We start from the raw sequence: 23227 nt of genomic DNA, 5'->3' as shown, positions 1-23227 counted from the left end.
GTGGGACACAAGTGCCCAGGTGAGACGCATGGTTGATTGGATGCGTGGACCGCGGGCGTGCTTTGATCCATCGCACCGCGGGGTCGCCACGGTCTCCCGGAGACGGGCGCCCGGCGCCTGCGGTCGCGGCCATCCGTACTGTCCCCATAGGGCCGTTGGGGGGCCGCTCTCCCCCTTGTGAATATCCATATGAAGGGAAGTTCCATCATGAACTCCACCCCCCAGGTTGAGACCGTCGAGATCTCCGACGCCGAGCTCGACAACGTCTCCGGCGGTCTGGCCCTGAACGCCGTCGGCACCGTCACCGGCCTGGTGGACGGCGTTGCCCCGGTTTCCGGCCTGGTCAACACGGTTGTCGGCACCGTCGAGGGTGTCACCGGCCTCAACACCCAGCCGGTCACCAACCTGGTCGCCGGTCTCTGACCGCACCTCGTTGCCGCTGAGTCCCGGAGCCGTACCCCGGCCCCGGGGCTCTCGGGTGTTTTGAGGCACCCCCCGAGACACCCCTTTCACCAGCGTCTCTCCCACAGGTGAGGGAAGTTCCGTGCAGTTCCGCCAACAGGCCCTCGCCAAGCTCCAGTCGCCGGAGGAGCTCGATCTTCCGGTGCGTTTCGCCCGTCCGCAGGGCTGGCTCGCGCTGTCCGTCTCGGTCGTCGTGATGGCGGCCGCCTCGGTGTGGGCGGTGACCGGTTCGGTCGCCTCCACGGTGAGCGCGCAGGCCATCCTGACCCATGGTCAGGGCAGCTACATCCTGCAGAGCCCGGTCGCCGGGCAGGTCACGGCCGTCCTCGCACGACAGGGCGAACGCCTGCCGGCCGACGCCCCCGTCCTGAAGGTCCACACCAGCCAGGGCGACTCGGTGGTGCGCACCGTCGCCGCGGGCCGCATCAGCGCACTCGCGGCCACCATCGGGCAGATCATCCAGACCGGCGCGAACGTCGCCGCCGTGGAGAAGATCGCACACACCTCGGACCCGCTCTACGCGACGGTCTACGTCCCCGCCGAGAACGCCTCCGCCATCCCCGCGAACGCCCCGGTCGACCTGACCGTGTCCTCGGTGTCGACACAGGAGTACGGAGTGCTGCGCGGCCATGTGAAGTCGGTGGACCGCGCCGCCCAGTCGGCCCAGTCGATCTCCGCGTTCCTCGGCGACAGCCAGCTCGGCGAACAGTTCAGCAAGAAGGGCCGCCCGGTGGCGGTCCTGGTCCGGCTGGACCCGTCGAGGAAGACGAAGAGCGGCTACAAGTGGTCCTCGGCGGACGGACCGCCGTTCACGCTCGACTCCATGACCCTGGCCTCGGGTGCGATCCGGCTGGCCGACCAGCACCCCGTCGATTGGCTGCTCCCGTGACCACCGCCCAGGAGACCCAGGAGACCCGCGGCCGCCGGCGCGCCGCGCCGCCCAAGCGACCGGTGCCCAAGGGCCGCGGCCGCACGGTCCGCACCCCCAGCGTGCTGCAGATGGAGGCCGTCGAGTGCGGCGCCGCCTCTCTCGCCATGGTCCTCGGCCACTACGGCCGCCATGTCCCGCTGGAGGAGCTGCGGATCGCCTGCGGTGTCTCCCGCGACGGCTCGCGCGCCAGCAACCTGCTGAAGGCGGCGCGCAGTTACGGCCTCACCGCCAAGGGCATGCAGATGGACCTGGCCGCCCTCGCCGACGTGCAGGCCCCGGCGATCCTGTTCTGGGAGTTCAACCACTACGTCGTCTACGACGGCATGGGCCGCCGCTTCGGCCGCCGCGGCGTCTTCGTCAACGACCCCGCCAAGGGCCGCCGGTTCGTGCCCATGGAGGAGTTCGACGGCAGCTTCACCGGCGTCGTGCTGGTCCTGGAGCCGGGCGACGGCTTCGAGCGGGGCGGCCGCAAGCCCGGTGTCCTCGGCGCGATGCCGGCCCGGCTGCGCGGCACCGCGGGCACCATGCCGGCGGCGGTGCTGGCCAGCCTGCTGCTGGTGGTCGTGGGCGCGGCGGTGCCCGCGCTCAGCCGCCAGTACATCGACATGTTCCTCATCGGCGGCCAGACCTCGCTGCTCGGCGTGCTGTTCGCCGCGATGGGCACCTGTGTCCTGCTCACCCTGGCCCTGACCTGGCTGCAACAGGCGAACCTGCTGCACGGCCGGATCGTCTCCTCCACCCTGTCCAGCGCCCGCTTCCTGCGCCATCTGCTGCGGCTGCCGGTGACCTTCTTCTCCCAGCGCAGCCCGGCCGACCTGGTCCAGCGCCTGCAGTCCAACGACCAGGTCGCCGAGACCCTGGCCCGTGACCTCGCGGCGGCCGGCGTGGACGCGGTGGTCGTCATCCTCTACGCGGTGCTCCTCTACACCTACGACGCCCAGCTCACCTACCTCGGCATCGGTGTGGCCCTGCTGAACATCGTGGCGATGCGGTTCGTCGTACGGCTGCGCGCGACCCGGACCGCCAAGCTGCGCGCGGACACCGCCCGGCTCACCAACACCTCCTACACCGGCCTCCAGCTGATCGAGACGATGAAGGCGACCGGCGGCGAGGACGGCTACTTCCGCAAGTGGGCCGGGCAGCACGCGAGCACGCTGGAGGAACAGCAGCGGCTCGGGGTGCCCAGCGCCTGGCTCGGGGTGGTGGCCCCGACGCTCGCCACCCTCAACAGCGCGCTGATCCTGTGGATCGGCGGCATGCGCGCGGTCGAGGGCGGTATCTCGGTCGGCCTCCTGGTCGCCTTCCAGTCCCTGGTCACCCGCTTCACCGCACCGCTCACCCGGCTGAACGGCGTCGCGGGCCGGATCCAGGACTTCGCGGCGGACGTGGCCCGTCTGAAGGACGTGGAGAGCTTCCAGGCCGACCCGATCTACGCCCGTCCCGGCGCCGGCGACTCCACCCGGCGGCTGCACGGCCACGTCGAGCTGGAGAACATCACCTTCGGCTACAGCCCACTCGACAAGCCGCTGCTCACCGGCTTCGACCTGACCGTCGGCCCCGGCCGCCAGGTGGCCCTGGTGGGCGGCTCGGGCAGCGGCAAGTCGACGGTCTCCCGGCTGATCTCGGGCCTGTACGCCCCCTGGGAGGGCGTGATCCGCATCGACGGGCAGCGCCTGGAGGACATCCCGCGCGGCGCGCTCGCCGCCTCCGTCTCCTTCGTCGACCAGGACGTCTTCCTCTTCGAGGGCTCGGTGCGCGACAACGTGGCGCTGTGGGACCCGTCGATCCCGGACGAGGCGGTGGTGGAGGCGCTGCGGGACGCGGCCCTGTACGACGTGGTGACGCGCCGGCCCGGCGGCATCCACAGCAGGGTCGAGCAGGACGGCCGTAACTTCTCCGGCGGCCAGCGCCAACGCCTGGAGATCGCGCGGGCGCTGGTGCGCAGGCCCAGCATCCTCGTGCTCGACGAGGTGACCAGCGCGCTGGACGCGGAGACCGAGCTGACCGTCATGGACAACCTGCGCCGGCGCGGCTGTGCCTGTGTGGTGATCGCGCACCGGCTGAGCACGGTCCGCGACAGCGACGAGATCGTCGTGCTCCAGCACGGCACGATCGTGGAGCGCGGGCGGCACGACGCGTTGGTGGCACACGGCGGGGCGTACGCCGCGCTGGTCAGGGAGCGATGAGATGACGACCGCAGACGACGGCGACCTCGTGCTCGGCGCGCTCGGCTCACTGGGCGCCCGGATCGACTGCACCGGTTTCAACCGGCTGGACCTCGAAGGGCCGCAGGTGCTGTGGCTGGTGGTGTCCGGCGCCCTGGACCTGTTCGCGGTGGACGCCGAACAGCAGGGCCAGTGGCACCACCTGGGCCGGCTGGAGGCGGGCGCGCTGCTGCTCGGTCCGGTCGCCGGACCCCAGCACACCCTGGTGGCCCGCCCGTTGCGGGACTGCGTGGTCCACCGCATCGGCCTGCGCGAGCTGTACCAGCCCGCCGCCACCCAGACCTGGTCCTACGACGAGTACGGCAACCCGCAGTACGTGCCGCCGACCACCAGCCCCCTGGAGTACGCGCTGGCACTGGGCGTCGGCCGCGGCCTGTCGATCCTCTTCCAGGCCCCGATGGCCGCCGGCGAGCGCGCCGCGGCCCCCACCGACGACGACGTCTTCTGGATGCAGGTGCCGCCGGGCAGCGTGCAGTACGGATCGCAGTACGGCGCGGAGGCGGCCGCCGACCTGCTGATGGACCCCGCCCTGTGGCAGAGCATGGTCGACCAGCAGTACCGGCTGCTCACCACCCTTGACCGGTGGATCGAGCAGCTGGAGCGCACCCACGAGACCCGCACCGCGGCCGGCATCAAGGCCGGTGAGGCGGTCCGCGCCCAGGCCGACCGGACGCTGCTGGCCTCCATCGGCAAGGCGGCCAAGCGTACGACCGCCGCCGATGCCGACGCTTCCTACGCGGCCTGCAGGCTCGTCGCCCAGGCGGCGGGCATCACCCTCGCCGAGCCCGCGCAGAGCGGCACCGAGAGCGACCGTGTCGATCCGGTCGAGCGGGTGGCCCTGGCGTCCCGGGTGCGTGTCCGGGCGGTACGCCTGGACGGTCGCTGGTGGCGGGAGAACGTGGGACCGCTCGTCGGTCATCGCGCGCTGTCCGGCGCCCCGGTCGCGTTGCTGTGGCGGCGCGGCGGCTATGTCGCCGTGCATCCGGCGACCGGCCGGGAGACGCCGATCGAGAAGGCGAACGCGGCGGAGTTCGAGCCGCGCGCGGTGATGTTCTACCGCCCGCTGCCCGACAAGGCGCTCACCCCGCTCGGCCTGCTCCGGTTCAGCCTGCGCGGCACCCGCGGCGACCTCGGCGGTCTGCTCCTGGCGGGGCTGGTGACCGTCGCGATCGGCTCACTGGTGCCGATCGCGACCGGCAAGGTGCTGGGCGAGTACGTACCGAAGGCCCAGACGAACCTGATCGTGCAGGTCTGTCTGGCGGTGATGATCAGCGCGGTGGTGTCGGCCGCGTTCACGCTTCTGGAGAACCTCACCATCCTCCGCCTGGAGGGCCGGATCGAGGCGACCCTCCAGCCGGCCGTGTGGGACCGGCTGCTGCGGCTGCCCACGAAGTTCTTCACCCAGCGCTCGACCGGTGAGCTGGCCAGCGCGGCGATGGGTATCAGCGCGATCCGCCGGCTGCTGGCGGGCGTCGGCCCGGTGGTCGCCCAGTCGGTGACGGTCGGCGCGATGAACCTGGGCCTGCTGTTCTGGTTCAGCGTCCCGATGGCGCTGGCGGCGCTCGGCATGCTCGTCGTCATCGGCGCGCTGTTCCTCGGGCTCGGGCTGTGGCAGGTGCGCTGGCAGCGCAAGCTCGTGGTGCTCGGCAACAAGCTGAACAACCAGGCCTTCCAGACCCTGCGGGGCCTGCCCAAGCTGCGGGTGGCGGCGGCCGAGAACTACGCGTACGCGGCCTGGGCGGGCGAGTTCGCGCGCAGTCGTGAGCTCCAGCAGAAGGTGGGAAGGATCAAGAACCTCACCAGCGTGCTGGGTTCGGTCTACCTCCCGGTCTGCACCCTGCTGATGTTCATGCTGCTCGCGGGCCCGGCGAAGGGCGCCATGGACGCGGCGGCCTTCCTCACCTTCAACACGTCGGTGACGATGCTGCTCACCGCGGTCACCCAGCTGACCGGTTCCTTCGTGTCGGCGGTGGCCGCGCTGCCGCTGTTCGAGGAGATCAAGCCGGTCCTGGAGGCCGCCCCCGAGGTGCGCACCGCCAGCACCCGCCCCGGCCCGCTGTCCGGCGGCATCGAGGCCCGCCGGCTCTCGTTCCGGTACTCCGACGACGGTCCGCTCGTCCTCGACGACGTCTCCTTCGAGGTACGGCCGGGCGAGTTCGTGGCGGTCGTCGGCCCCAGCGGCTGCGGCAAGTCGACGCTGCTGCGGCTGCTGATCGGCTTCGACAAGCCGGTCTCGGGGAGCGTGCTGTACGACGGCCAGGACCTGGGCGCGCTCGACCAGTCCGCGGTGCGCCGGCAGTGCGGGGTGGTGCTCCAGCACGCGCAGCCGTTCACCGGCTCGATCCTGGACGTCATCTGCGGCACCGAGCCGTACACGCCCGAGGAGGCGATGGCGGCGGCCGAGATGGCGGGCCTCGCCGAGGACATCAAGCGGATGCCGATGGGGCTGCACACGATCGTCGCCGGGAGCGGGGCGATCTCGGGCGGCCAGCGGCAGCGGCTGATGATCGCCCAGGCGCTGATCCGGCGGCCCCGCATCCTCTTCTTCGACGAGGCCACCAGCGCCCTGGACAACGACACCCAGCGCACGGTCATCGAGAGCACTCGCAAGCTGAACGCCACCCGGATCGTGATCGCCCACCGGTTGTCGACGGTCATGGACGCCGACCGGGTGGTCGTGATGGAGGACGGCAAGGTCGCCCAGCAGGGCCCGCCGGCCCAGCTGCTCGCCGACACCGGCGGGCGGCTGCACGAGCTGGTGCGGCGGCAGCTGGCGTGACCGGTCAGGCGTCGAGGCCGGGGATGGGGGCGCCGGAGGGGATCCCGGCGTCCAGATAGGCGTCGTAGAACTCCCGCCAGTCGGCGGCGTCCTCGGAGTGCGGACCCGCGTGTCCCTCGCCGCGGGCCAGGGCGTCCAGGGCGAGCAGGCACACCTCCCAGCCGGCGCCGTTGCGGGCGGCCGCGTTCTCCTCGGCCAGCACCTGGGTCAGGGTGAAGCGGGTGCGCTTCTCGTCCAGCGCCTTCAGGTCGAAGCGCAGCTCGTCGCCGCCCCAGGTGAAGGACAGGTGCCGCGGCTGGTCGGCGGCGAGCACCGTGCCCGTGGCGTTCGCCTGGCGGGGGTCGCCGCTGAACCGGACGGTGCCGCCGTCGCGCGGCTCGATGTCCAGGCGCGACGGGAACCAGTGGGCGGACTCGTCCGGGTCGGTGACGAACCACCAGACGCGCTCGGCGGGGTGGTCGTAGGTACGGGTGAATCGGACGGCGGGCCTGCCGTCGTCGAGGGTGACATAGGTGCCGGTGAGTTCGGCGGCCATGGGGATCAGTCCTTCGAGGAGTGTGCGCTCGCTTCCGTATTCCCGCTCTGACCTGCGGGTAACATCCCCGGTCCGGACCGCGTGCGGGGCCTCGCCGCCGCCGCGTGGGAATCCCTGCCTTGCCCGTGCCACGTGCCCGGCGCAGTCTGGTCCCATGGGCGCTCAGGACGGCCCCACTCTCATCGCGTCCGTGCAGCGGGCTCTGCGCCTGCTGGAGGCGGTGAGTGCGCACGAGAACGGCGCGCCGGCGAAACAGCTGGCACGCGAGACGGAGCTGCCCCTGGCCACCGCCTACCACCTGCTGCGCACGCTGGTGCACGACGGGTATGTGCGGAAACTGGACGACGGCGGCTTCATCCTGGGCGACAAGGTGGAGTCCCTGTATTCGGCGGGCCACGTGCAGACGCTGCTGAGCCGGGTCCGTCCGGCGCTCGCCGCCCTGCGGGACGAGCTGTCCGCCGCCGCCTATCTCACCTTCTACGAGGACGGTGAGATCCGGGTCGCCGAGATCGTGGACGGCCCCCGTACTCCGCGGGTGGATCTGTGGGTGGGGTTCGAGGACGCCGGACATGCCACCGCGCTCGGCAAGTCCGTGCTGCGCGAGCTGGGCACGGACGCCCGCCGGGACTATCTGGCCCGGCACCATCTCCCCGATCTCACACCGCGCACGATCACCAGTGTTCCGGAGCTGCTGCGCCGGATCGAGTCGTCCCCCTCGGCGCCGGCCGTCACGGACCTCGAGGAGTACGCGCTGGGCACGGTGTGCGTCGCCGTGCCCGTGTACTGCGGGGACATACTGGGTTCGCTCGGCGTCTCTCTGCCGGTGGAGCGGCAGGCCCAGCTGCGGGAGATTCCGGCACGCCTGCTCCCGATCGCGAGCCGTGTGACCAGAAGTCTCTCGCTCACTATCTGAAATTCCGCTCCTTGTGGCTGCCACGCCCAGCCCGTTTGCTTGATGAAACGGACATTCCGGATGTAACTCAGGCGAGGACTGCGGACGAAAACATGAGCCAGCCCCCCCATCACGACGGCGAACACACGTCGAGGCGGCTGTTCGGGAACCGTGTGCCCGGTGCCCGGCGACCGGGGCGCCGATGTGCCACCGGGCAGCCGGTCCCGGGACTGTCCCTGCTGCCGGTTCTGGTCGTCGCGCTCGTCGTGCTCGTCGACAACACCGGAGGGGCGGGGATGATCTGGCTGCCCCTGCTGGCGGCGGGACCTGCGCTGGCCGCCGCCACCAACGGGCCGAGCGGTGTGCTCGGCGTCGGGTTCCTCGCCGTGGCACTGGGCTCGACGCTGGGCATGGAGCAGGACGTTCCGGCTGGTGAGGTGGCTGCCGTACTGTCCGCCCTGCTGGCCGTCACCGCGGCGAGCGCCCTGGCCAGCGGGCTGCGTCGCCGTCGGGAGCGCGTGCTCGCCGCCGTACGCTCGGTCGCCGAGGCCGCCCAGCACGCACTGCTCCAGCCCGTCCCGGAGACCGTCGGTCCGTTCCAGGTGGCGGTCCGGTACAGTGCCGCGGCCGCGGAGGCCCGGATCGGCGGGGACCTCTACGCCCTGGTGTCCACCCCGCACGGCATCAGGCTGATCGTCGGCGACGTGCGCGGCAAGGGGCTGCCCGCGGTGGGGACCGCCGCACTCGTGCTCGGGGTGTTCCGCGAGGCCGCCTACGACGAGCCCGACCTGCTGGCCGTCGTCGGCAGGATCGAGCGCAGCCTGGCCCGCAACCTCGGCCCGGACGACTTCGTCACCGCCGTGGTCGCCGGATGCCCCGGGTCGGGCGACCTGGAGGTCGTCAACTGCGGACACGCTCCTCCGCTGCTGATATCCGCCGCCGGAGACGTCGCGGCGGTGGAACCCGCTCATCCCGCGCCGCCGCTCGGGCTGCGCGCCCTTTCGGGTGAGGCGCCCCGCCTCCAGCACCTGTCCTTCACGGTGGGAGACCAGCTGCTGCTCTACACCGACGGGGTCACCGAGGCCCGCGATCACGCTCGCGAGTTCTATCCGCTGGCCGAAGGCGTGGCGCGCCATGTGTCGGAGGACCCGGCGCACATGCTCACGGCGCTCCACAACGAGCTGCTGACCCACGTGGGCGGCCGCCTGCACGACGATGCCGCCCTGCTTCTGCTCCGAAAGCAGACCGCGGACGGCCAGATTTCCGTGCCGGCCCCGGTGGAGGCCGCGCTCTAGAGGCCCTGCCGGGGGCGATGTCGGTGCAGGCCCTGCCCGGGGGCGATGTCGGTGGAGGCCGCGGTCTAGAGGCCCTGCCCGGGGGCGATGTCGGCCCACCGGGTGATCCCGCCGGGGTGGACATGTATCCCGTGACGGGCCGCCAGGGCGTGGACGATCGTCTCGCCCCGGCCGTGCTCGTCCGGGTCGATCCCGGCAGGGCACCACCCCGAGGGGAGCGCGGGCCCCGCGTCGGACACCTCGATACGCAGGGTGCGCTCACCGTCACCGGGTACCCAGGACAGCCGCAGCACGGCCGGGGGGCAGGCGTGGATGATCGCGTTGGTCACCAGTTCGGACACCACGAGCAGTGCGTCCTCGACGATCTCGGCGGACACGTTCCAGTCGGCGAGTACGGCCGCCGCGCGTCGGCGCACGGTCGAGACGGCCCCGGCGACGGGCGGTACCGGACACACGTGTTCGTATACCGGCCGAAGGGGCGCCTTGAGTTGTACCGCCATGGTCTCTCCCGGTGGTCTGTCTACCGGTACGGCGTCATATGTCACGCATTCCGGCCTCATTGCAAGCTAAGGACTCAAACCAGGGCGGTCAATGAACGGCGGTCGCCATTACCGAACGCGGATCTTCCCGATGCCTCGGCGGCGGCCTCCCGCACGTGAAGCGAAGCGTCCGTGACGGTAATAGGCTCGCTTCATGGCCGGCCCAGTCCAGTCGATCGAACGGGCGGCGGCGATTCTGCGCCTGCTCGCCGGTGGGCCCCGTCGACTGGGGCTCGGCGAGGTGGCGGCCTCGCTCGGACTGGCCAAGGGCACAGCCCACGGCATTCTGCGCACGCTCCAGCACGTCGACTTCGTCGAGCAGGACGCGGCGACCGGGAAATACCAGCTCGGAGCCGCCCTGCTGCACCTCGGCACCAGCTATCTGGACATCAACGAGCTGCGCTCCCGCTCCCTGAACTGGGCCGATGCGCTCGCCGCCCGCAGCGGGGAGTCGGTTCGCCTGGGGACGCCCCTGGAAGGCAGCGTGCTCGTCGTGCACCACGTGTTCCGGCCGGACGACACCTTCCAGACCCTGGACGTGGGCTCTCTGCTGCCCCTGCACGCCTCCTCCCTCGGCAAGGTGCTGCTGGCCTACGGGACGGCGACGATCGACCCCGACCGGCATCCGGAGCTGGAGACCTACACCCGGCACACCCTGGCCGATCGCGAGCAGCTCGGCCGCGCTCTCGCCGAGGTCCGGGAACTCGGCTGGGCCGCCGAGGTCCAGGAGATGACCATGGGCGAGGCCGGACTCGCCGCGCCGATCCGGGGGCACGGCGGCCTCGTCGTCGGCGCCATCGGGCTGTCCGGGCCGGTCGATCGGATCTGCGACAGCCAGGGCCGGCCCCGGCAGAGCCTGATCAACCTGACCCGTGATGCCGCGCGGGCGATCTCCAAGGATCTGGGAGCCGCCCGCTGGTAGGCCTGGCCGGCCGCCCCATCGCCCCGTCGGAAGGCAGACCCGATCATGGCTGAACGGTATGTAATGTCCATCGATCAGGGCACCAACTCGACCCGATGCATTCTGTTCGACCACCGCGGCCGACTGGTCTCGGTCGCGCAGAAGGAGCATCAGCAGCATTTCCCCAGGCCCGGCTGGGTCGAGCACGACGCCGTCGAGATCTGGCAGAACCTGCGGCGCATCGGGCCCGAGGCGCTGGGCGGCGCGGGTGTCGACACGGGACAGATCGCCGCCATCGGCCTGGCCAACCAGCGTGAGACGACCGTGCTCTGGGACCGGCGGACCGGGGCCCCGCTCGGCCGGGCGATCGTCTGGCAGGACACCCGCACGGCGTCACTGGTCGAGGAGCTGAGACAGCGCCCCGGCGAGGAGTTCTTCCTGGAACGGTGCGGTCTGCCGCCGTCGACCTACTTCTCCGCGCTGCGCATCCGCTGGCTGTTCGACCATGTCAAGGGTCTCGAGCAGCGCGCCGCGAACGGCGAGGTGCTGTGCGGAACGATGGAGAGCTGGCTGATCTGGAACCTCACCGGAGGGGCCGACGGCGGCCTGCACATCACCGACGTCACCAATGCCAGCCGCACGATGCTGATGAACATCCGCACGCTCACCTGGGACGACGAGCTGCTGGCCTTCTTCGGGGTGCCCCGCTCGATGCTGCCCGAGATCAGGTCTTCCGCCGAGACCTACGGCGAAGCCCGCTCGCTCTTCCCGGGTGTCGCCATCACGGCCACGCTCGGCGACCAGCAGGCCGCGCTCTTCGGCCAGACCTGCTTCTCCCCGGGCGAGGCGAAGTGCACGTACGGTACGGGCAGCTTCCTGCTGCTCAACACCGGCAGCGACATCGTGCGGTCCCGGCACGGACTCCTCACCACCGTCGCCTACAAGATCGACGACCAGCAGCCGGCCTACGCCCTGGAAGGGTCGATCGCCGTCACCGGAGCACTCGTCCAGTGGTTCCGTGACCGCCTGGGTCTGATCAGCAGCGCTCCGGAGATCGAGACCCTGGCGCGGACGGTCGAGGACAACGGCGGCTGCTACATCGTCCCCGCCTTCTCAGGCCTGTTCGCGCCGCACTGGCGCAGCGACGCGCGCGGGGTCATCGTCGGACTCACCTCGTACATCACCAAGGGACACCTGGCGCGCGCGGTCCTGGAGGCCACCGGATGGCAGACACGGGAGGTCGTCGACGCCATGAACGCCGACTTCCCGGTCCCCCTCCGGCAGCTCAAGGTGGACGGCGGCATGACCGCGGACAACCTGCTCATGCAGTTCGTGGCGGACGTGCTCGACGTGCCCGTGGTGAGGCCCATGGTCGCCGAGACGGTCTCCCTGGGCGCGGCCTACGCCGCCGGGCTCGCCGCGGGCTACTGGCCGGACCTGGAAGTCCTGCGCCGCAACTGGCACCGGGCCGCGCAGTGGCTGCCCGACATGGACCCCGAGCGGCGGGAGGCGGAGTACGCCGACTGGCTGCGGGCCGTCGAACGGTCCCTGGGGTGGGCCCGGCCGCCGCGATCCGCCGACCCGGACCCGCCGTGAGCGCCGGTCCCGGCGTGCTGTCGCCACGCGACCCGGTAGCCGTCGTATGTCCCGCGACACGCGCATCCCGGCTGCGCCGCCCCCGGGCCCGCCGGTTCGATACTCGCTGCATGCGCGTGGAATACACCCCCGAGGCGATGAGCAGCGCGGAGTTCTACAGGTTCCTGACTTCGGTCGTCATCCCGCGGCCGATCGCCTGGGTGTCCACGATCACACCGGACGGAAGCACCGAGAACCTGGCCCCGCACTCCTTCTTCAGCATCGCCAGCACCGATCCCCCGATCGTCCAGTTCACCTCGATCGGCCGGAAGGACTCCCTGCGAAACGTCGAGGACACCGGGGAGTTCGTCGTCAACTTCTCGTCCGAACCGCTCCTGCCGCTGATCAACGCCACCGCCACCGACTTCCCCCGCTCCGTCAGCGAATTCGACACGGTCGGCATCGAGCGCGAGGCCAGCAGGTATGTGCGTCCGCCGAGAGTGGCAGCGGCCCATGTGGCTCTGGAGTGCCGTTCGCACACCACCCTGCGCATGGGCAACTGCACCCTGGTCTTCGGCCGGGTGCTGCATGCCGCGGTGGACGAGGACTATCTCGCCGACGGCCGCCCCAGCAGTGAGTTGCTGCGCCCGCTGACCAAACTCGGCGGCGACGAATGGGGCACCCTCGGCGAGGTCCTGCACCGGAACCGCATCCCCTACGAGGAGCCCGGCACCGACTGAGCGGGGGGACGACGAACGGAGCCGGGTGGCGCGGGGGCGCCGTCCCGGCCGGTGCTTCCGCGCGCGTCGCCGGTCATGAGCAGCGCCGGGCCGACGCCCCCTTGCCTCGCGGGACAGCTCCACGGCGGCCATCGCGAGCCTGCCGCAATCCATGATCGACTTGCGCCCCCAACGAAACGTTGCCGTTTCGCTGGAACTGGTCTAGTCTCGATGTGTACGAAACCGTTTCGTTCGCGGCCGGGGGACGGTCGTCGCGCCGAAGCGCTTTCCCGGTAGATCCCGAACGACTTCCCTGGAGTGGTTCCCCCATGTCTGAGAAGACCCTGACCGACGACGTCCGCGTCGGTGCCCCGGCGGCACCGCCCGCCGACGCCTCCTCCAAGCGGTGGTGGATCCTCGCGGTCATCGCCGTCGCCCAGCTGATGGTGGTGCTCGACGCCACCATCGTGAACATCGCCCTGCCGTCCGCCCAGGCCGACCTCGGGTTCTCCGACGGCAACCGGCAGTGGATCGTCACCGCGTACGCCCTCAGCTTCGCCTCCCTGCTGCTGCTCGGCGGACGCATCGCCGACCTGTTCGGCCGCAAGACCGCCTTCCTCGTGGGAGTCGTCGGCTTCGCCGCCGTGTCGGCGCTGGGCGGTGCCGCGAACGGCTTCGGCATGCTGGTCACCGCCCGCGCCCTGCAGGGCGCATTCGGCGCGCTGCTCGCCCCGACCGCCCTCTCCCTGCTCAACACCACGTTCACCGACGCCCGCGAGCGGGCCCGGGCGTTCAGCGTCTACGGCGCCATCGCCGGCGCCGGCGGCGCGGTGGGCCTGCTGCTCGGCGGTGTCCTGACCGACACGTTCGACTGGCGCTCGACGCTGTACGTGAACGTCGCGATCGCCGTCGTCGCCTTCGCGGGCGGCATGGCACTGCTCCACAACCACCGCGACGCCGGGAACTCCAAGCTGGACGTGCCGGGCACGGTCCTGGTCGCCGCCGGTCTGTTCTCGCTGGTCTACGGCTTCTCCAACGCCGAGACGCATGACTGGGGTTCGCCGCTGACCTGGGGCTTCCTGCTCGCCGGTGTCATACTCCTGGCGGCCTTCGCCTGGTGGCAGACCAAGGCCAAGTACCCGCTGCTGCCGCTGGGCATCCTGCTGGAGCGCAACCGGGCCGCCTCGTTCCTCGCCGTGCTGATCTCCGCGGGCGGCATGTTCGGCGTGTTCCTCTTCCTCACCTACTACCTGCAGCTGAACCTCGGCTTCAGCCCGACGAAGACCGGTCTGGCGTTCCTGCCGATGATCGGCGCCCTGATGGTGACCGCGCAGGTCGGCACCCAGGTGCTGGTGCCGCGGATCGGCCCGAAGGCCGTCGTCCCGCTGGGCTTCGCGGTCTCCGCGCTCGGCATGGCCTGGCTGACCGGGATCGGCGTCGGCTCCAGCTACGTCAGCGCGGTACTGCCGCAGCTGATCGTAACCGGCCTCGGTCTCGGCCTGGTGATGCCGGCGTCCATGCAGCTGGCCACGGGCGGGGTGACGGCCGACGAGGCGGGCGTCGCCTCCGCGACGGTCAACGCCATGCAGCAGGTGGGCGGTTCGATCGGTACGGCGCTGCTCAACACGCTCGCAGCGAGCGCGGCGACGGACTACCTGGCCGGGCGGGACGCGACCAGTAAGCTGGTACAGGCCCGGGCGACGATCGAGAGCTACACGACCGCGTTCTGGTGGTCGGCCGGCATGTTCGCGGCGGGCGCGGTGATCGCCTTCCTGCTGTTCCGCAAGGGAGTACCGCAGCAGGACGCGGACGCGGCACCGGTCGTTCACATGTGACGTGAACTTCGCGCAGCCGCCGAAGACCGAGGGGTCGCCGTCAGCAGGGAGACGGCGGCCCTTCGCTTTGCATGAAGTGCTTCCAGTCAAGTCATTTGAGAGAAATTCACCGGGTCGAGTGAACCTGATCTTGCGCCGCCCGCATCAGGGATGGCAGGCGTCCCCGACGGGTACCAACCGGTCCCGTACGCGCCCTGTGCCAGGGGGAGCAGAGATGACGCCGGAAGCGGACGAACCCGGGCTGCCCGCCGCCAACTCCTGCGCGCGGAGCCGTCGGTACGGGAGGTATCTGGTCGTCGAGGTCTTCGGCGAGGTGGACATCGCCACCGAGGATCTGGTCGCCGAGCATCTGCTCGCGGCCACCGCCGGGGCCGAGCCGGATGTCCTCGTCGATCTGCGGCGGCTGGGCTTTCTCGACTGCTCGGGGCTGCGGGTGCTGTGCCGGGCCGAGGCGCGGGCCAGGGAGCGGGGCGGGCGGCTGCGGCTGGTGTGCGAGGGGCCCCGCGTTCCGCGGCTGCTCAGGGCCTCGGGTCTGCTGGGGCGATTTCCGCCGCTCCCCGGGCTTCCCCGGGACGGGAGCGCCGGGGAGCGGCGGTGATGCCGGGGGTCGGCGGGCAGCCCCACACTGCCCGCCGGCCCCCGGTGCGAGATCGCAGGTTCCCCGTTCCAGGGGCCGCACTCCCCAGTTGCGGACCTGTTCCGGCAGTCACGAGGACCGTGCGATCCCGGGCTCAGAAGGAGAAGACGCTGACGCCGTAGGCGTCCCTCATGCACTGGTTGCCGAAGGTGCGTTCGTAGGAGACGCGCTTGCCCTGCCAGACACCCTCGACCGTGACCACGACGGGGTCGTAGAGCTTGGTACACCACACGTCGGTCCTGGGCGCCAGGGCGTCGAAGTCGCCGCCGGCGCCGCTCAGTTCGGCGCAGGCCTGGGCGGCCGCCGGGTGGGTGCCGGACGCGGCGGGGGCGCAGTTCAGGGTGACGGCGCGCTCGGGCGTGGCGGTGGCCGCGTCAGTGCCGTGGCCGGTGGTGAGCACCAGGGCCGAGGGCGCGTAGAGCGAGCTCGGGGCGGCGACGGCGGCCCCCGTCAGGGGTCCGCAGACGGCGGCGGCCGTGAGGCCGAGGGTCGCTGCCCAGCGCGCGGTGGTTCGCATTGTGTGCATCCTTCCGCTTGATTCGACGGGTGCCGCCCACGACCCGGTGGGTGCCGGGGCGGCGGGCGCCACTCTGCCGAGTCCGTCGGCGAAACACACATCGACCCCACAGGTTTCAGTAACCTTGCGTATTGAATCAGTGGCGTGAAGTCACGGAGTTCACGCGCGTCGACCGCCCAACGGAGCGGTTCTTGATCGCTCGAAACGGCCCGATGGCCGGTTCTCAGCGCCTCGTTAATCGTCCTGAAACATTCCGCTTCCGCTGTCGGCGGACTTCTCCGCAAGCCCTTGCCTTTGCGATGCAACGGAGTAATGGTCATTACATGATTACTCAGGAGCAACGAGAGAAGCTGCGCGGCTGGTTCGCCGGCCGGCTGCCCGACGACCTGTTCGAGGAACTGATCGAGGTGACGGTGGACCGCGAGGAGATCACCGTCGTCGGGCGCATCCCCGGACCCAAGCTGGCGGAGGGCGTCTCGGACGCCGAACGGGACGCCGCCGTGGAGGGCCGGATCCAGGAGTTCCGGGAGCGCACCCGGGAGACCCGGATCGGGGTGGCCCAGGAGGCCGAGCACCAGTTCCGCCGCAAGGTGGCCTGGGGCGTGGAGTGCGCCGGGCAGCGGGCGCTGTTCACGCACGTGGCCGCGCCGGTGATGACCCGGCTGCGCCAGCCCGAGCGCCAGGTACTGGACACGCTGATCGCCGGGGGTGTGGCACGCAGCCGCAGCGAGGCACTGGCCTGGTGCGTACGGCTGGTCCAGAAGCACACCGACGACTGGCTGGCCGAGCTCCGCGACTCCCTGGAGCACGTCGAACGGGTCCGGGCCCAGGGGCCGGACGCCGATCAGGACTGAGACCGTCCGGCGATGGCCGAATCATCCACGGCGGCCGCGAAAGCCGGACGAACAGCCCGCCGGCCCGGCCCGGCGCGGCCCGGGCTCCGGCATCGGCGTCGGCGTCGGCGGAACCCCTCGGGGACGGCCTCCGGTCCGTCGCCCACCCCGCGCCACGGAACCGCCGGCCGCCCCGCGTTCCACCGCCGTCCCCCGTCGCAGCCCTCTCGTCCTCGCGGCACACGCGGCCCGCCTCGCCGCGCCACCGGGCGGTCGGGGCCGCGTTCCGCTCACGGATCCCGGCGCGAGGCGTCTAGTTGCCGGACAGTTGCGCCGGCCGGGCCGAAGGACCGCCGGTTCCGGCGATGGAGAGGGAGCCGGTGCTCTGGGACGGGGCGGGCGGGTCGGTGAGCCAGTGCTGGGCGCTGGAGCGGTCGCGGACCTTCACGACGATGTCGGCGCCCGCGTCCTCGCCGGCCGTGGCGAGGGCGAGGGTCCGGTCCCAGCGGGGCAGCAGCTCGCCCTGGACGGTGAGGTCGTAGCGCACGTCGTCACCGCGCCCGGTACCGGCGTCCGCGCAGGTGCCGAGGATGACCACCCCGCCGTCCGCGTGCGAGTCCAGGCACAGCCCGCGGTCGGCCACGCTGCGCAGCTCGCCGTCGTTCTGGTAGGTCCACTCCTGGGTCGAGGAGGAGGAGCACACCGCCAGCACGACACTCGCCCCGGCCTTCGGCGCGCCGTTGATGTCCAGGCACAGCTGGGCGGCGACGTTGCGCAGTCTGGTCTCGTGGTCGGCGGCGGGCAGCCCGGCGGCCGTACCGGAGGTGGGCGTCGCCTCGGGGTCGGAGTCGCCGGGCACCAGGCCGGCGGAGGCCACGGCGTCGCTGCCGTCGCCGCCGCCCGACAGCGCGCTGACCGCGAGGACGGAGGCCAGCAGGCCCGCCCCGGCGACGCCGACGCTGGTCAGCAGCGTCTTCGACGACCAGGACCCCGGTGGACGGCGTACCGGCACGGTGATGCGGGCCAGGATCCGGTTCCGCGCCGTCGCGCGGCGGCGGCCGCCTCCGGAGCGCCGGGAGGAGGAACGGCTCCGGGACTCTCCCCCGCCGCCATTGCGTCCCGGACGGGAGTCGAGGTAGCGGCGGGCTCCCCAGCCGAGCACCGCTTCGACGAGCAACGCCCCCAGACCACCCTCGACCTGGCCCAGTTGTTCGGCGGCGGCCCGGCAGTACGGGCACTCCGCGAGATGCTGCTGGACATCCGGCAGCAGCGCGCCGCCCCGGCGCAGCGGAACGTCCAGCAGCCGGTTGTAGTAGCGGCACTCCTGGGACGGCGCGAGTTCCCGGTGGGCGCGGACACAGCCCTCCCGGAATTTCTCCCGGGCGTCTTCGAGCGCGGCACCCGCGGTTGCCGTGTCCATGCCCAACAGACCGGCCGGTACGGTTATCGGTTCCGCCTCGACCTCGATGTGCCACAGCAGACTCTGGGCGAGCGCCGGAAGACCCAGGAATGAACGCTCCGCGAGGGTGCGGTTTTCCGGTGTCATGGACTTCGCGGCGCGCATACCGCGGCCGCCGGCCGGTTTCCCGAGGTCGGGAAGAACCTCGGATATTCGGTCCTCGGCGGACCAGTTGGCGACCGTGTCACGGACCGATACGAGCAGCCGGGGCCGGAGCGCGTCGGCACTCTCCCCGAGGGCCACCCGGTCGAGAACCTGGTGGAAGGCGGCGGCCGCGACCATGTGGGCGACGGGCCCGGAGGCGGCCAGACAGATGACCGCGTATTCCTGTACCGGGCGCCAGTGCCGGGCCATGAGCAGCGCGGCGGACCGGGAGGCCTCGATGTCGGATCCGGCGCGCAGCGGGGCGGCGAGGGACTCGTCCGACTCCCCGGCATCACCGCCCGGCGGCGGATAGGGGGGTCGAGGCGGGTGGGGGGTGGGCACTGAGCGGATTCCTTTGGTGCGGTGGTGCGTACCTCTTCGGTGCGCGTACGGGGAGCGGGAATTGACCGGTATGGCGTCGGTCGCGTTCCCCAACTGCGGAATAGTTCCTGGCCATTACCCCCCGCGGGGATGTTTCACCCTCGCACAAGTCTCACACAAGCAACAAGGCGCCCGTACAACATCGACAGCATTGACAGAATGTCAGAAAGGCGGCCGCGGCCATTGTCCTGTCACGGCCGTATTCACTTTTACGCACACCCCGTGTGAACGGTGCACCCACTCCGGTCCCGCGCGCACGCTCCCGCCCCGTCGTTACGGGTAGTCCACTGGGGACCGGCCCACCTCGTACGGCCCCGCGCGGAACGGCGGCTCTTCTGCGCGAAACAGGTCGCCGGCCCCGTTCCTCCCGCCCGTGGCCGGCGACCCCCGAGGCGCCGGAGGCAGCCTTGCCCGCAGGTCCGGGCGGGTCAGAGCTGCCAGGAACGGAGCCGGTCCGCCGCGGCGTAGACGTCGGCCTTGCCGTCGATCAGGTCGCGGGCGAGGTCGACGAGGGCTCCGTAGGGCGGGTCGATACCCACGCCGCTGACGAACATGTAGGCCACCGCGGTCGCGCAGGCGAACCGGGCGTTGGCCGTGGGCAGCGGCTTGAGCAGGGCGAGAGTGTGCAGCAGGGCGGCGGCCCGCCAGGCCGGGTCGGAGTCCACACCGAGCCGGGGCGGGTCGACGCGGTGCCGGGCGACGGCGGCGACCAGTGCGGAGAAGTCGTCGACGGTGGGCTGGTCCGGCAGCACTTCCTCATGGCGCTGCAGGAGCCAGGGCACGTCGATGTGGATGACCGGCGGCATGGCTCAGGCGGCCTCGCCCTTCGCTGACGGCTCGTCGTCCGGGAACGCGGCCGCGAACTCGGCCGCGTGCGCGGCGAAGAACCGGCGGAACTCCTCCGCCCCCTCCTGCAACGCCCGGTGCCGGGCGATGTCGGCGGCGGCCGCCTCACGGACGAGGGCCTTCATGGACGTACCGCGCTCCTTGGCGATCTGCCGCAGATCCTCTAGCTCGCGGTCGCTGAACTCCACGTTGAGAGCTGGCATGCCCTTCACGGTACCGCGCGGGTACTCGCCCGTAAATACGCGCTGGTCAGAGCGGTATCCTGCGGTACCTCCGGGCACGGTTCGGCGGCCGGGGTCCGAACCGCGCCCGTCGGGTTCGGAGTCAGATGTCGAGCCTGCTGATCCGCAGCGCCCCCGAGGCCTCCCCCGGGCGGGCGCTGGTCAGGGTCAGCCGGAGCCGCGAGCCGTGTACCTGGGTGAAGCTGATGACGGTCGGGGCGTCCGAGGCGGTGGCCCAGTCCACCGTCGTACCGTCCACCGCGCGGTACGCCCTGCCGTCCCAGACCGCCACCTCGACCGACGCGGGCAGCGCATGGGTGGCGTCCACGGTGAAGGAGACGTCCGCCCGGTCGAAGGTGCGGGTGCGTCCGAAGTCGACCGACACCCAGTCCTCGGTCCGGGCGCCGCCGAACGCGGGCAGCAGGGCGGTGGCCGACTTGGCGAAGGCGTTGGACCAGCCGGTGGCCGGGTCACCGTCCAGCATGGCGGCCGGAAGGGTGTCCGGACGGCCCGAGTAACTGGCGTCCGCGTGGGGGTGGGCGGGCGGGGCCGGATGGTCCGGGCCGAAGTCGGGGGCGGGGGTGCGGGCCGCCGAGCGGGCGGGCGTGGTGTGGACGGTGACGGTGCCCTTGCGCAGGCCGTCCACCCGAGCGGTCACCCTGAGGGCGCCCGGCTCCGTGCCGGCGCGGACGATGGCGAGCGCCTTGCCGTGGAAGGCGGTCCGGGTGCTGGCCTGGTAGCGCTCGGCGCTCTCCTCGCGACCGTTGTCGAGCCCGGCGAGCGAGCCGCCGGAAACCGCGAAGGAGACGAGGTGCTCGGCGTCGGGCACCACCACACCGTGCGCGTCGACGATCTCGGCGGTCACGAAGACCAGTGACCGCCCGTCGGCGGCCAGGGAGCTCCGGTCGGCGGTGAGGCGGACGGTGTGCGGGGCGCCGGCGGTGCGCAGGACGTCGGTCGCGACCACCTTGCCGTCGCGCCGGGCCACCGCCTTCAGCTCGCCCGGCCGGTAGGGCACTTTCCAGGTCAGGTGCAGTTTCCCCGCACTGCCGTTCGGGCTGGTGTAACTGCCCGTGTAGGGGCCGGTGGTGAAGGTCTTGTCGTCGCCGGTGGCCTCGGTGGTCTCCAGATAGCTACGGCCGTCCGTCGTCGTCTTGGCGTCGAACTCCCGCACCCCCAGGGACTTCCCGTTCAGGAACAGCTCGACCGCGGGCACATTGGCGTACGCCCAGACCTCGACCGTGTCGCCCGCCTCGTGGTTCCAGCTCATCGGCAGCAGATGCACCATGGGCTCGCTCACCCACTGGCTGCGGAAGAGGTGGTACATGTCCTTCGGGAAGCCGGCCGTGTCGACCGCGCCGAAGAAGGACGCCTTGACCGGGAAGACGTTGTACGGCGTCGGCTCGCCGATGTAGTCGATGCCCGACCAGAGGAACTGGCCGGCGAACCACTTCCGGTCCCGGTCCTTCTTGTGGCCGTACTCGCCGCTCATCGTCCAGGAGGCCAGGTTGTTGTCGTACGACGAGGTCGCACGGCGGCCGGGCGTGTGGTTCTCCCCCGTGTTGAGGTGTTCCGGCTCCTGGTACGCGCCGCGGGTCGAGGTCTCCGAGGAGGACTCGGACTCGAAGAGGAAGAGGTGCGGGTAGGCCGCGTGCAGCGCGTCCACCGACTTGGCGGTGTTGTAGTTGAGGCCGAGTCCGTCGAGCTTGGCGAGCATCAGGTCGGCGGCGGAGCCCTGCTTCGGCACCCCGCGGTACTTGTCGGAGCCGATGACCAGGGGGCGGGTGTCGTCGGCGGCTCTGACGGCGGCGATGATCCGGTCGGCCATGGCGAGGCCGGCGGTGGAGGTGGAGTCGGGGATCTCGTTGCCGATGGACCACAGGACGACGGCGGGCGAGTTGCGGGCGGCGAGGACCATCTCGGTGGCGTCGCTCTCGCACCACTCGTCGAAGAACCGCCCGTAGTCGTACTTGGTCTTGCCGGTCCGCCAGCAGTCGAAGGCCTCCACCATCATCACGATCCCCAGCTCCTCGCAGATCTCGATCATCTGCGGCGAGGGCGGGTTGTGCGAGGTGCGGAAGGCGTTGACGCCCATCGACTTCATGAGGGTCATCTGTCTGCGCACCGCGTCGGCGCTGATCGCCGCGCCGAGGGCGCCCTGGTCGTGATGGAGGTCGACGCCCTTGATCTTGGTGTGCACGCCGTTGAGGGTGAAGCCCTCGTCCGGGTCGAAGCGGTAGCCGCGGATGCCGAAGACCGTGCGGTAGGTGTCGGTGGTGGTGCCGCCGACCCGGAGTTCGGTGTGCAGGGTGTAGCGGTGCGGGGCCTCGATGGACCACAACTTCGGTCTCGCGACGGTCAGTTCATGGGTCGCGACGGTCTCACCGGAGCCGGAGCCGGAGCCGGAGCCGGTGACGGTGACGGTGACCGTGGAGGACGTACGGGCGACCGTACGGCCGTCGGGTCCGACGACCCGGGAGACGACCGTGACGTCCGCGCCCTCACCGGACTCGTCGACGACCGCCGTCCGCACCCGCACCACGGCCCGCTCGGCGGTGATGTCCGGGGTGGTGACGTACGTCCCCCAGCGGGCCACGTGCACGCGGTCGGTCACCACCAGGCGGGCCTCGCGGTAGATGCCGCTGCCCGAGTACCAGCGGCTGCTGGGCAACTGGTTCTGCACCTTGACCGCGAGGACGTTCTCGGTGCTGCCGTCGGTGTGCAGCAGCCCGGTGAGGTCGAGGGCGAACCCGGTGTAGCCGTACGGGTGGCGGCCCACCTGGGTGCCGTTGCAGTAGACGTACGAGTCCATGTAGACGCCGTCGAACTCCACCGAGATCCGCTTGCCGGCGCAGCCGGGCGGCAGGGTGAAGGCGAGCCGGTACCAGCCGAGGCCGCCCGGGAAGAAGCCGGTGCCGCTGGTGGTGCCGTGCTCGGTGGTGGGGGTCTGCTCGATGCTCCAGTCGTGCGGTACGGCGACCTGGCGCCAGGCCGAGTCGTCGTACCCGGGGTCGGCGGCGTCCGCGTAGGCGCCGGTCGGGTCGGTGATCCCGCCCGGGTCGACCAGCGCGAACCGCCAGCCGTCCCGCAGGGCGACCGTGCGGCGGCCGGTGACCTGCGTGGCCGTATCCGGCTCGGGGACCGCCCAGGCGCCCGGGGCGCCCAGCAGGGCGCCGGCCGTCGGGGCTGCCGTGGCGGCTGCCAGAACCGATCTGCGAGTGACCGTCATGGTGCGGCTCTCCCTCATCAGGGCCCAGAACTACTCACAACTGATCGTGAACAAACAGATTCTGACGGTGCGCCACTCGCCGTAGTCAAGGGTCCGGAAGCGGTCGGCCCCGGCTTTCGTCCCGTCGACCGGTCCCCGTTCGACCCCCCGGACGGGGGCCGGTCCTGCCCGAACGGCCGCCGGCGCCTGGCGGTCACGGGCGGTCCCGACGCACTAGGCTGAACACCTGTGGTGCACCTGTTGACTGTGAGTGTGCGCTTGGGAGTGGCGAG

General features: G+C 71.3%; 19 protein-coding genes. 12 read left to right on the top strand and 7 right to left on the bottom strand.

Annotation, left to right across the window (positions count from 1 at the left end; all coding sequences use genetic code 11):
• The first annotated feature begins 207 nt into the window (after positions 1-207).
• From ACWDGI_RS08530 to ACWDGI_RS08515, 4 genes are all read left to right on the top strand, one after another.
• Complete coding sequence (locus ACWDGI_RS08530; RefSeq protein WP_450756712.1) at positions 208-423, top strand: type A2 lantipeptide; 216 nt, start codon at positions 208-210, stop codon at positions 421-423.
• Between the two features lie 121 nt (positions 424-544).
• A complete protein-coding gene (locus ACWDGI_RS08525) occupies positions 545-1351 on the top strand; it encodes an HlyD family efflux transporter periplasmic adaptor subunit (protein WP_450756711.1) in 807 nt (268 codons plus the stop codon).
• Positions 1348-3579 carry an NHLP family bacteriocin export ABC transporter peptidase/permease/ATPase subunit gene (locus tag ACWDGI_RS08520; protein ID WP_450756709.1) on the top strand — a complete coding sequence of 744 codons (2232 nt, stop codon included), beginning with the start codon at positions 1348-1350 and terminating at the stop codon, positions 3577-3579. Before ACWDGI_RS08525 ends, ACWDGI_RS08520 begins: the two co-directional genes overlap by 4 nt.
• 1 nt (position 3580) lies before the next feature.
• On the top strand, positions 3581-6397 hold the full coding sequence (locus ACWDGI_RS08515; protein WP_450756707.1) for an NHLP bacteriocin export ABC transporter permease/ATPase subunit: 2817 nt from the start codon (positions 3581-3583) through the stop codon (positions 6395-6397).
• Positions 6398-6401: 4 nt separating this feature from the next.
• On the opposite strand, the gene ACWDGI_RS08510 is transcribed toward ACWDGI_RS08515, so the two are convergent.
• Positions 6402-6932, bottom strand: a complete 531-nt coding sequence (locus ACWDGI_RS08510) for an SRPBCC family protein (RefSeq protein ID WP_450756706.1) — start codon at positions 6930-6932, stop codon at positions 6402-6404.
• Between the two features lie 154 nt (positions 6933-7086).
• On the opposite strand from ACWDGI_RS08510, the gene ACWDGI_RS08505 reads away from it, so the two are divergent.
• Positions 7087-7845: an IclR family transcriptional regulator gene (locus tag ACWDGI_RS08505; RefSeq protein WP_450756704.1), complete on the top strand. Its 759-nt coding sequence runs from the start codon at positions 7087-7089 to the stop codon at positions 7843-7845.
• A 92-nt stretch (positions 7846-7937) separates the two neighbouring features.
• Entirely contained in the window at positions 7938-9119 is a 1182-nt protein-coding gene (locus ACWDGI_RS08500; protein WP_450756702.1) for a PP2C family protein-serine/threonine phosphatase, read from the top strand.
• A 65-nt stretch (positions 9120-9184) separates the two neighbouring features.
• Here the strand turns inward: ACWDGI_RS08500 and ACWDGI_RS08495 are convergent, their stop codons facing one another.
• A complete protein-coding gene (locus ACWDGI_RS08495; protein WP_450756700.1) occupies positions 9185-9619 on the bottom strand; it encodes an ATP-binding protein in 435 nt (144 codons plus the stop codon).
• A gap of 193 nt (positions 9620-9812) precedes the next feature.
• On the opposite strand from ACWDGI_RS08495, the gene ACWDGI_RS08490 reads away from it, so the two are divergent.
• The 5 genes from ACWDGI_RS08490 to ACWDGI_RS08470 all read left to right on the top strand — a co-directional run bounded on the left by ACWDGI_RS08490 (position 9813) and on the right by ACWDGI_RS08470 (position 15286).
• Positions 9813-10580, top strand: a complete 768-nt coding sequence (locus ACWDGI_RS08490; protein WP_450756698.1) for an IclR family transcriptional regulator — start codon at positions 9813-9815, stop codon at positions 10578-10580.
• Positions 10581-10625: 45 nt separating this feature from the next.
• The gene (gene glpK, locus ACWDGI_RS08485; protein ID WP_450756696.1) at positions 10626-12155 is read left to right on the top strand and encodes a glycerol kinase GlpK; all 1530 of its coding nucleotides are present in this window, start codon (positions 10626-10628) and stop codon (positions 12153-12155) included.
• Between the two features lie 110 nt (positions 12156-12265).
• Positions 12266-12874 (top strand): flavin reductase family protein, encoded by a 609-nt coding sequence (locus ACWDGI_RS08480; protein ID WP_450756694.1) that lies wholly within the window; start codon positions 12266-12268, stop codon positions 12872-12874.
• Between the two features lie 308 nt (positions 12875-13182).
• The gene (locus ACWDGI_RS08475) at positions 13183-14688 is read left to right on the top strand and encodes an MFS transporter (RefSeq protein WP_450756692.1); all 1506 of its coding nucleotides are present in this window, start codon (positions 13183-13185) and stop codon (positions 14686-14688) included.
• Positions 14689-14902: 214 nt separating this feature from the next.
• Positions 14903-15286 carry an STAS domain-containing protein gene (locus ACWDGI_RS08470; RefSeq protein WP_450756690.1) on the top strand — a complete coding sequence of 128 codons (384 nt, stop codon included), beginning with the start codon at positions 14903-14905 and terminating at the stop codon, positions 15284-15286.
• A 133-nt stretch (positions 15287-15419) separates the two neighbouring features.
• On the opposite strand, the gene ACWDGI_RS08465 is transcribed toward ACWDGI_RS08470, so the two are convergent.
• The gene (locus tag ACWDGI_RS08465) at positions 15420-15842 is read right to left on the bottom strand and encodes a subtilase-type protease inhibitor (RefSeq protein ID WP_450756688.1); all 423 of its coding nucleotides are present in this window, start codon (positions 15840-15842) and stop codon (positions 15420-15422) included.
• A 323-nt stretch (positions 15843-16165) separates the two neighbouring features.
• On the opposite strand from ACWDGI_RS08465, the gene ACWDGI_RS08460 reads away from it, so the two are divergent.
• Positions 16166-16696, top strand: coding sequence for a hypothetical protein (locus ACWDGI_RS08460; RefSeq protein ID WP_450756686.1), 531 nt, complete (start codon positions 16166-16168; stop codon positions 16694-16696).
• A gap of 292 nt (positions 16697-16988) precedes the next feature.
• Here ACWDGI_RS08460 and ACWDGI_RS08455 read toward each other — a convergent pair whose 3' ends face one another.
• The 4 genes from ACWDGI_RS08455 to ACWDGI_RS08440 all read right to left on the bottom strand — a co-directional run bounded on the left by ACWDGI_RS08455 (position 16989) and on the right by ACWDGI_RS08440 (position 22955).
• Positions 16989-18620, bottom strand: a complete 1632-nt coding sequence (locus ACWDGI_RS08455; protein WP_450756684.1) for an RICIN domain-containing protein — start codon at positions 18618-18620, stop codon at positions 16989-16991.
• Positions 18621-19087: 467 nt separating this feature from the next.
• Entirely contained in the window at positions 19088-19465 is a 378-nt protein-coding gene (locus ACWDGI_RS08450) for a toxin Doc (RefSeq protein WP_365558782.1), read from the bottom strand.
• Positions 19466-19468: 3 nt separating this feature from the next.
• Positions 19469-19708: a hypothetical protein gene (locus ACWDGI_RS08445; protein ID WP_360494007.1), complete on the bottom strand. Its 240-nt coding sequence runs from the start codon at positions 19706-19708 to the stop codon at positions 19469-19471.
• Between the two features lie 121 nt (positions 19709-19829).
• Complete coding sequence (locus tag ACWDGI_RS08440; RefSeq protein ID WP_450756681.1) at positions 19830-22955, bottom strand: glycoside hydrolase family 2 TIM barrel-domain containing protein; 3126 nt, start codon at positions 22953-22955, stop codon at positions 19830-19832.
• Positions 22956-23227 lie beyond the last annotated feature (272 nt).

Source organism: Streptomyces sp. NPDC001220 (genome assembly GCF_053597895.1).
The sequence above is the reverse complement of the archived record's forward strand: the minus strand, read 5'-3'. Positions and strand labels throughout refer to the sequence as shown.

Excerpts from the sequence above, each read along its gene's own strand:
- ACWDGI_RS08480 (WP_450756694.1), top strand. The coding sequence starts at position 12,266 with ATGCGCGTGGAATACACCCCCGAGGCGATGAGCAGCGCGGAGTTCTAC.
- ACWDGI_RS08495 (WP_450756700.1), bottom strand. The coding sequence starts at position 9,619 with ATGGCGGTACAACTCAAGGCGCCCCTTCGGCCGGTATACGAACACGTG.
- ACWDGI_RS08490 (WP_450756698.1), top strand. The coding sequence starts at position 9,813 with ATGGCCGGCCCAGTCCAGTCGATCGAACGGGCGGCGGCGATTCTGCGC.
- ACWDGI_RS08530 (WP_450756712.1), top strand. The coding sequence starts at position 208 with ATGAACTCCACCCCCCAGGTTGAGACCGTCGAGATCTCCGACGCCGAG.
- ACWDGI_RS08475 (WP_450756692.1), top strand. The coding sequence starts at position 13,183 with ATGTCTGAGAAGACCCTGACCGACGACGTCCGCGTCGGTGCCCCGGCG.
- ACWDGI_RS08515 (WP_450756707.1), top strand. The coding sequence starts at position 3,581 with ATGACGACCGCAGACGACGGCGACCTCGTGCTCGGCGCGCTCGGCTCA.
- ACWDGI_RS08470 (WP_450756690.1), top strand. The coding sequence starts at position 14,903 with ATGACGCCGGAAGCGGACGAACCCGGGCTGCCCGCCGCCAACTCCTGC.
- ACWDGI_RS08460 (WP_450756686.1), top strand. The coding sequence starts at position 16,166 with ATGATTACTCAGGAGCAACGAGAGAAGCTGCGCGGCTGGTTCGCCGGC.
- ACWDGI_RS08510 (WP_450756706.1), bottom strand. The coding sequence starts at position 6,932 with ATGGCCGCCGAACTCACCGGCACCTATGTCACCCTCGACGACGGCAGG.
- ACWDGI_RS08500 (WP_450756702.1), top strand. The coding sequence starts at position 7,938 with ATGAGCCAGCCCCCCCATCACGACGGCGAACACACGTCGAGGCGGCTG.
- ACWDGI_RS08445 (WP_360494007.1), bottom strand. The coding sequence starts at position 19,708 with ATGCCAGCTCTCAACGTGGAGTTCAGCGACCGCGAGCTAGAGGATCTG.
- glpK (WP_450756696.1), top strand. The coding sequence starts at position 10,626 with ATGGCTGAACGGTATGTAATGTCCATCGATCAGGGCACCAACTCGACC.
- ACWDGI_RS08465 (WP_450756688.1), bottom strand. The coding sequence starts at position 15,842 with ATGCGAACCACCGCGCGCTGGGCAGCGACCCTCGGCCTCACGGCCGCC.
- ACWDGI_RS08450 (WP_365558782.1), bottom strand. The coding sequence starts at position 19,465 with ATGCCGCCGGTCATCCACATCGACGTGCCCTGGCTCCTGCAGCGCCAT.
- ACWDGI_RS08505 (WP_450756704.1), top strand. The coding sequence starts at position 7,087 with ATGGGCGCTCAGGACGGCCCCACTCTCATCGCGTCCGTGCAGCGGGCT.
- ACWDGI_RS08440 (WP_450756681.1), bottom strand. The coding sequence starts at position 22,955 with ATGACGGTCACTCGCAGATCGGTTCTGGCAGCCGCCACGGCAGCCCCG.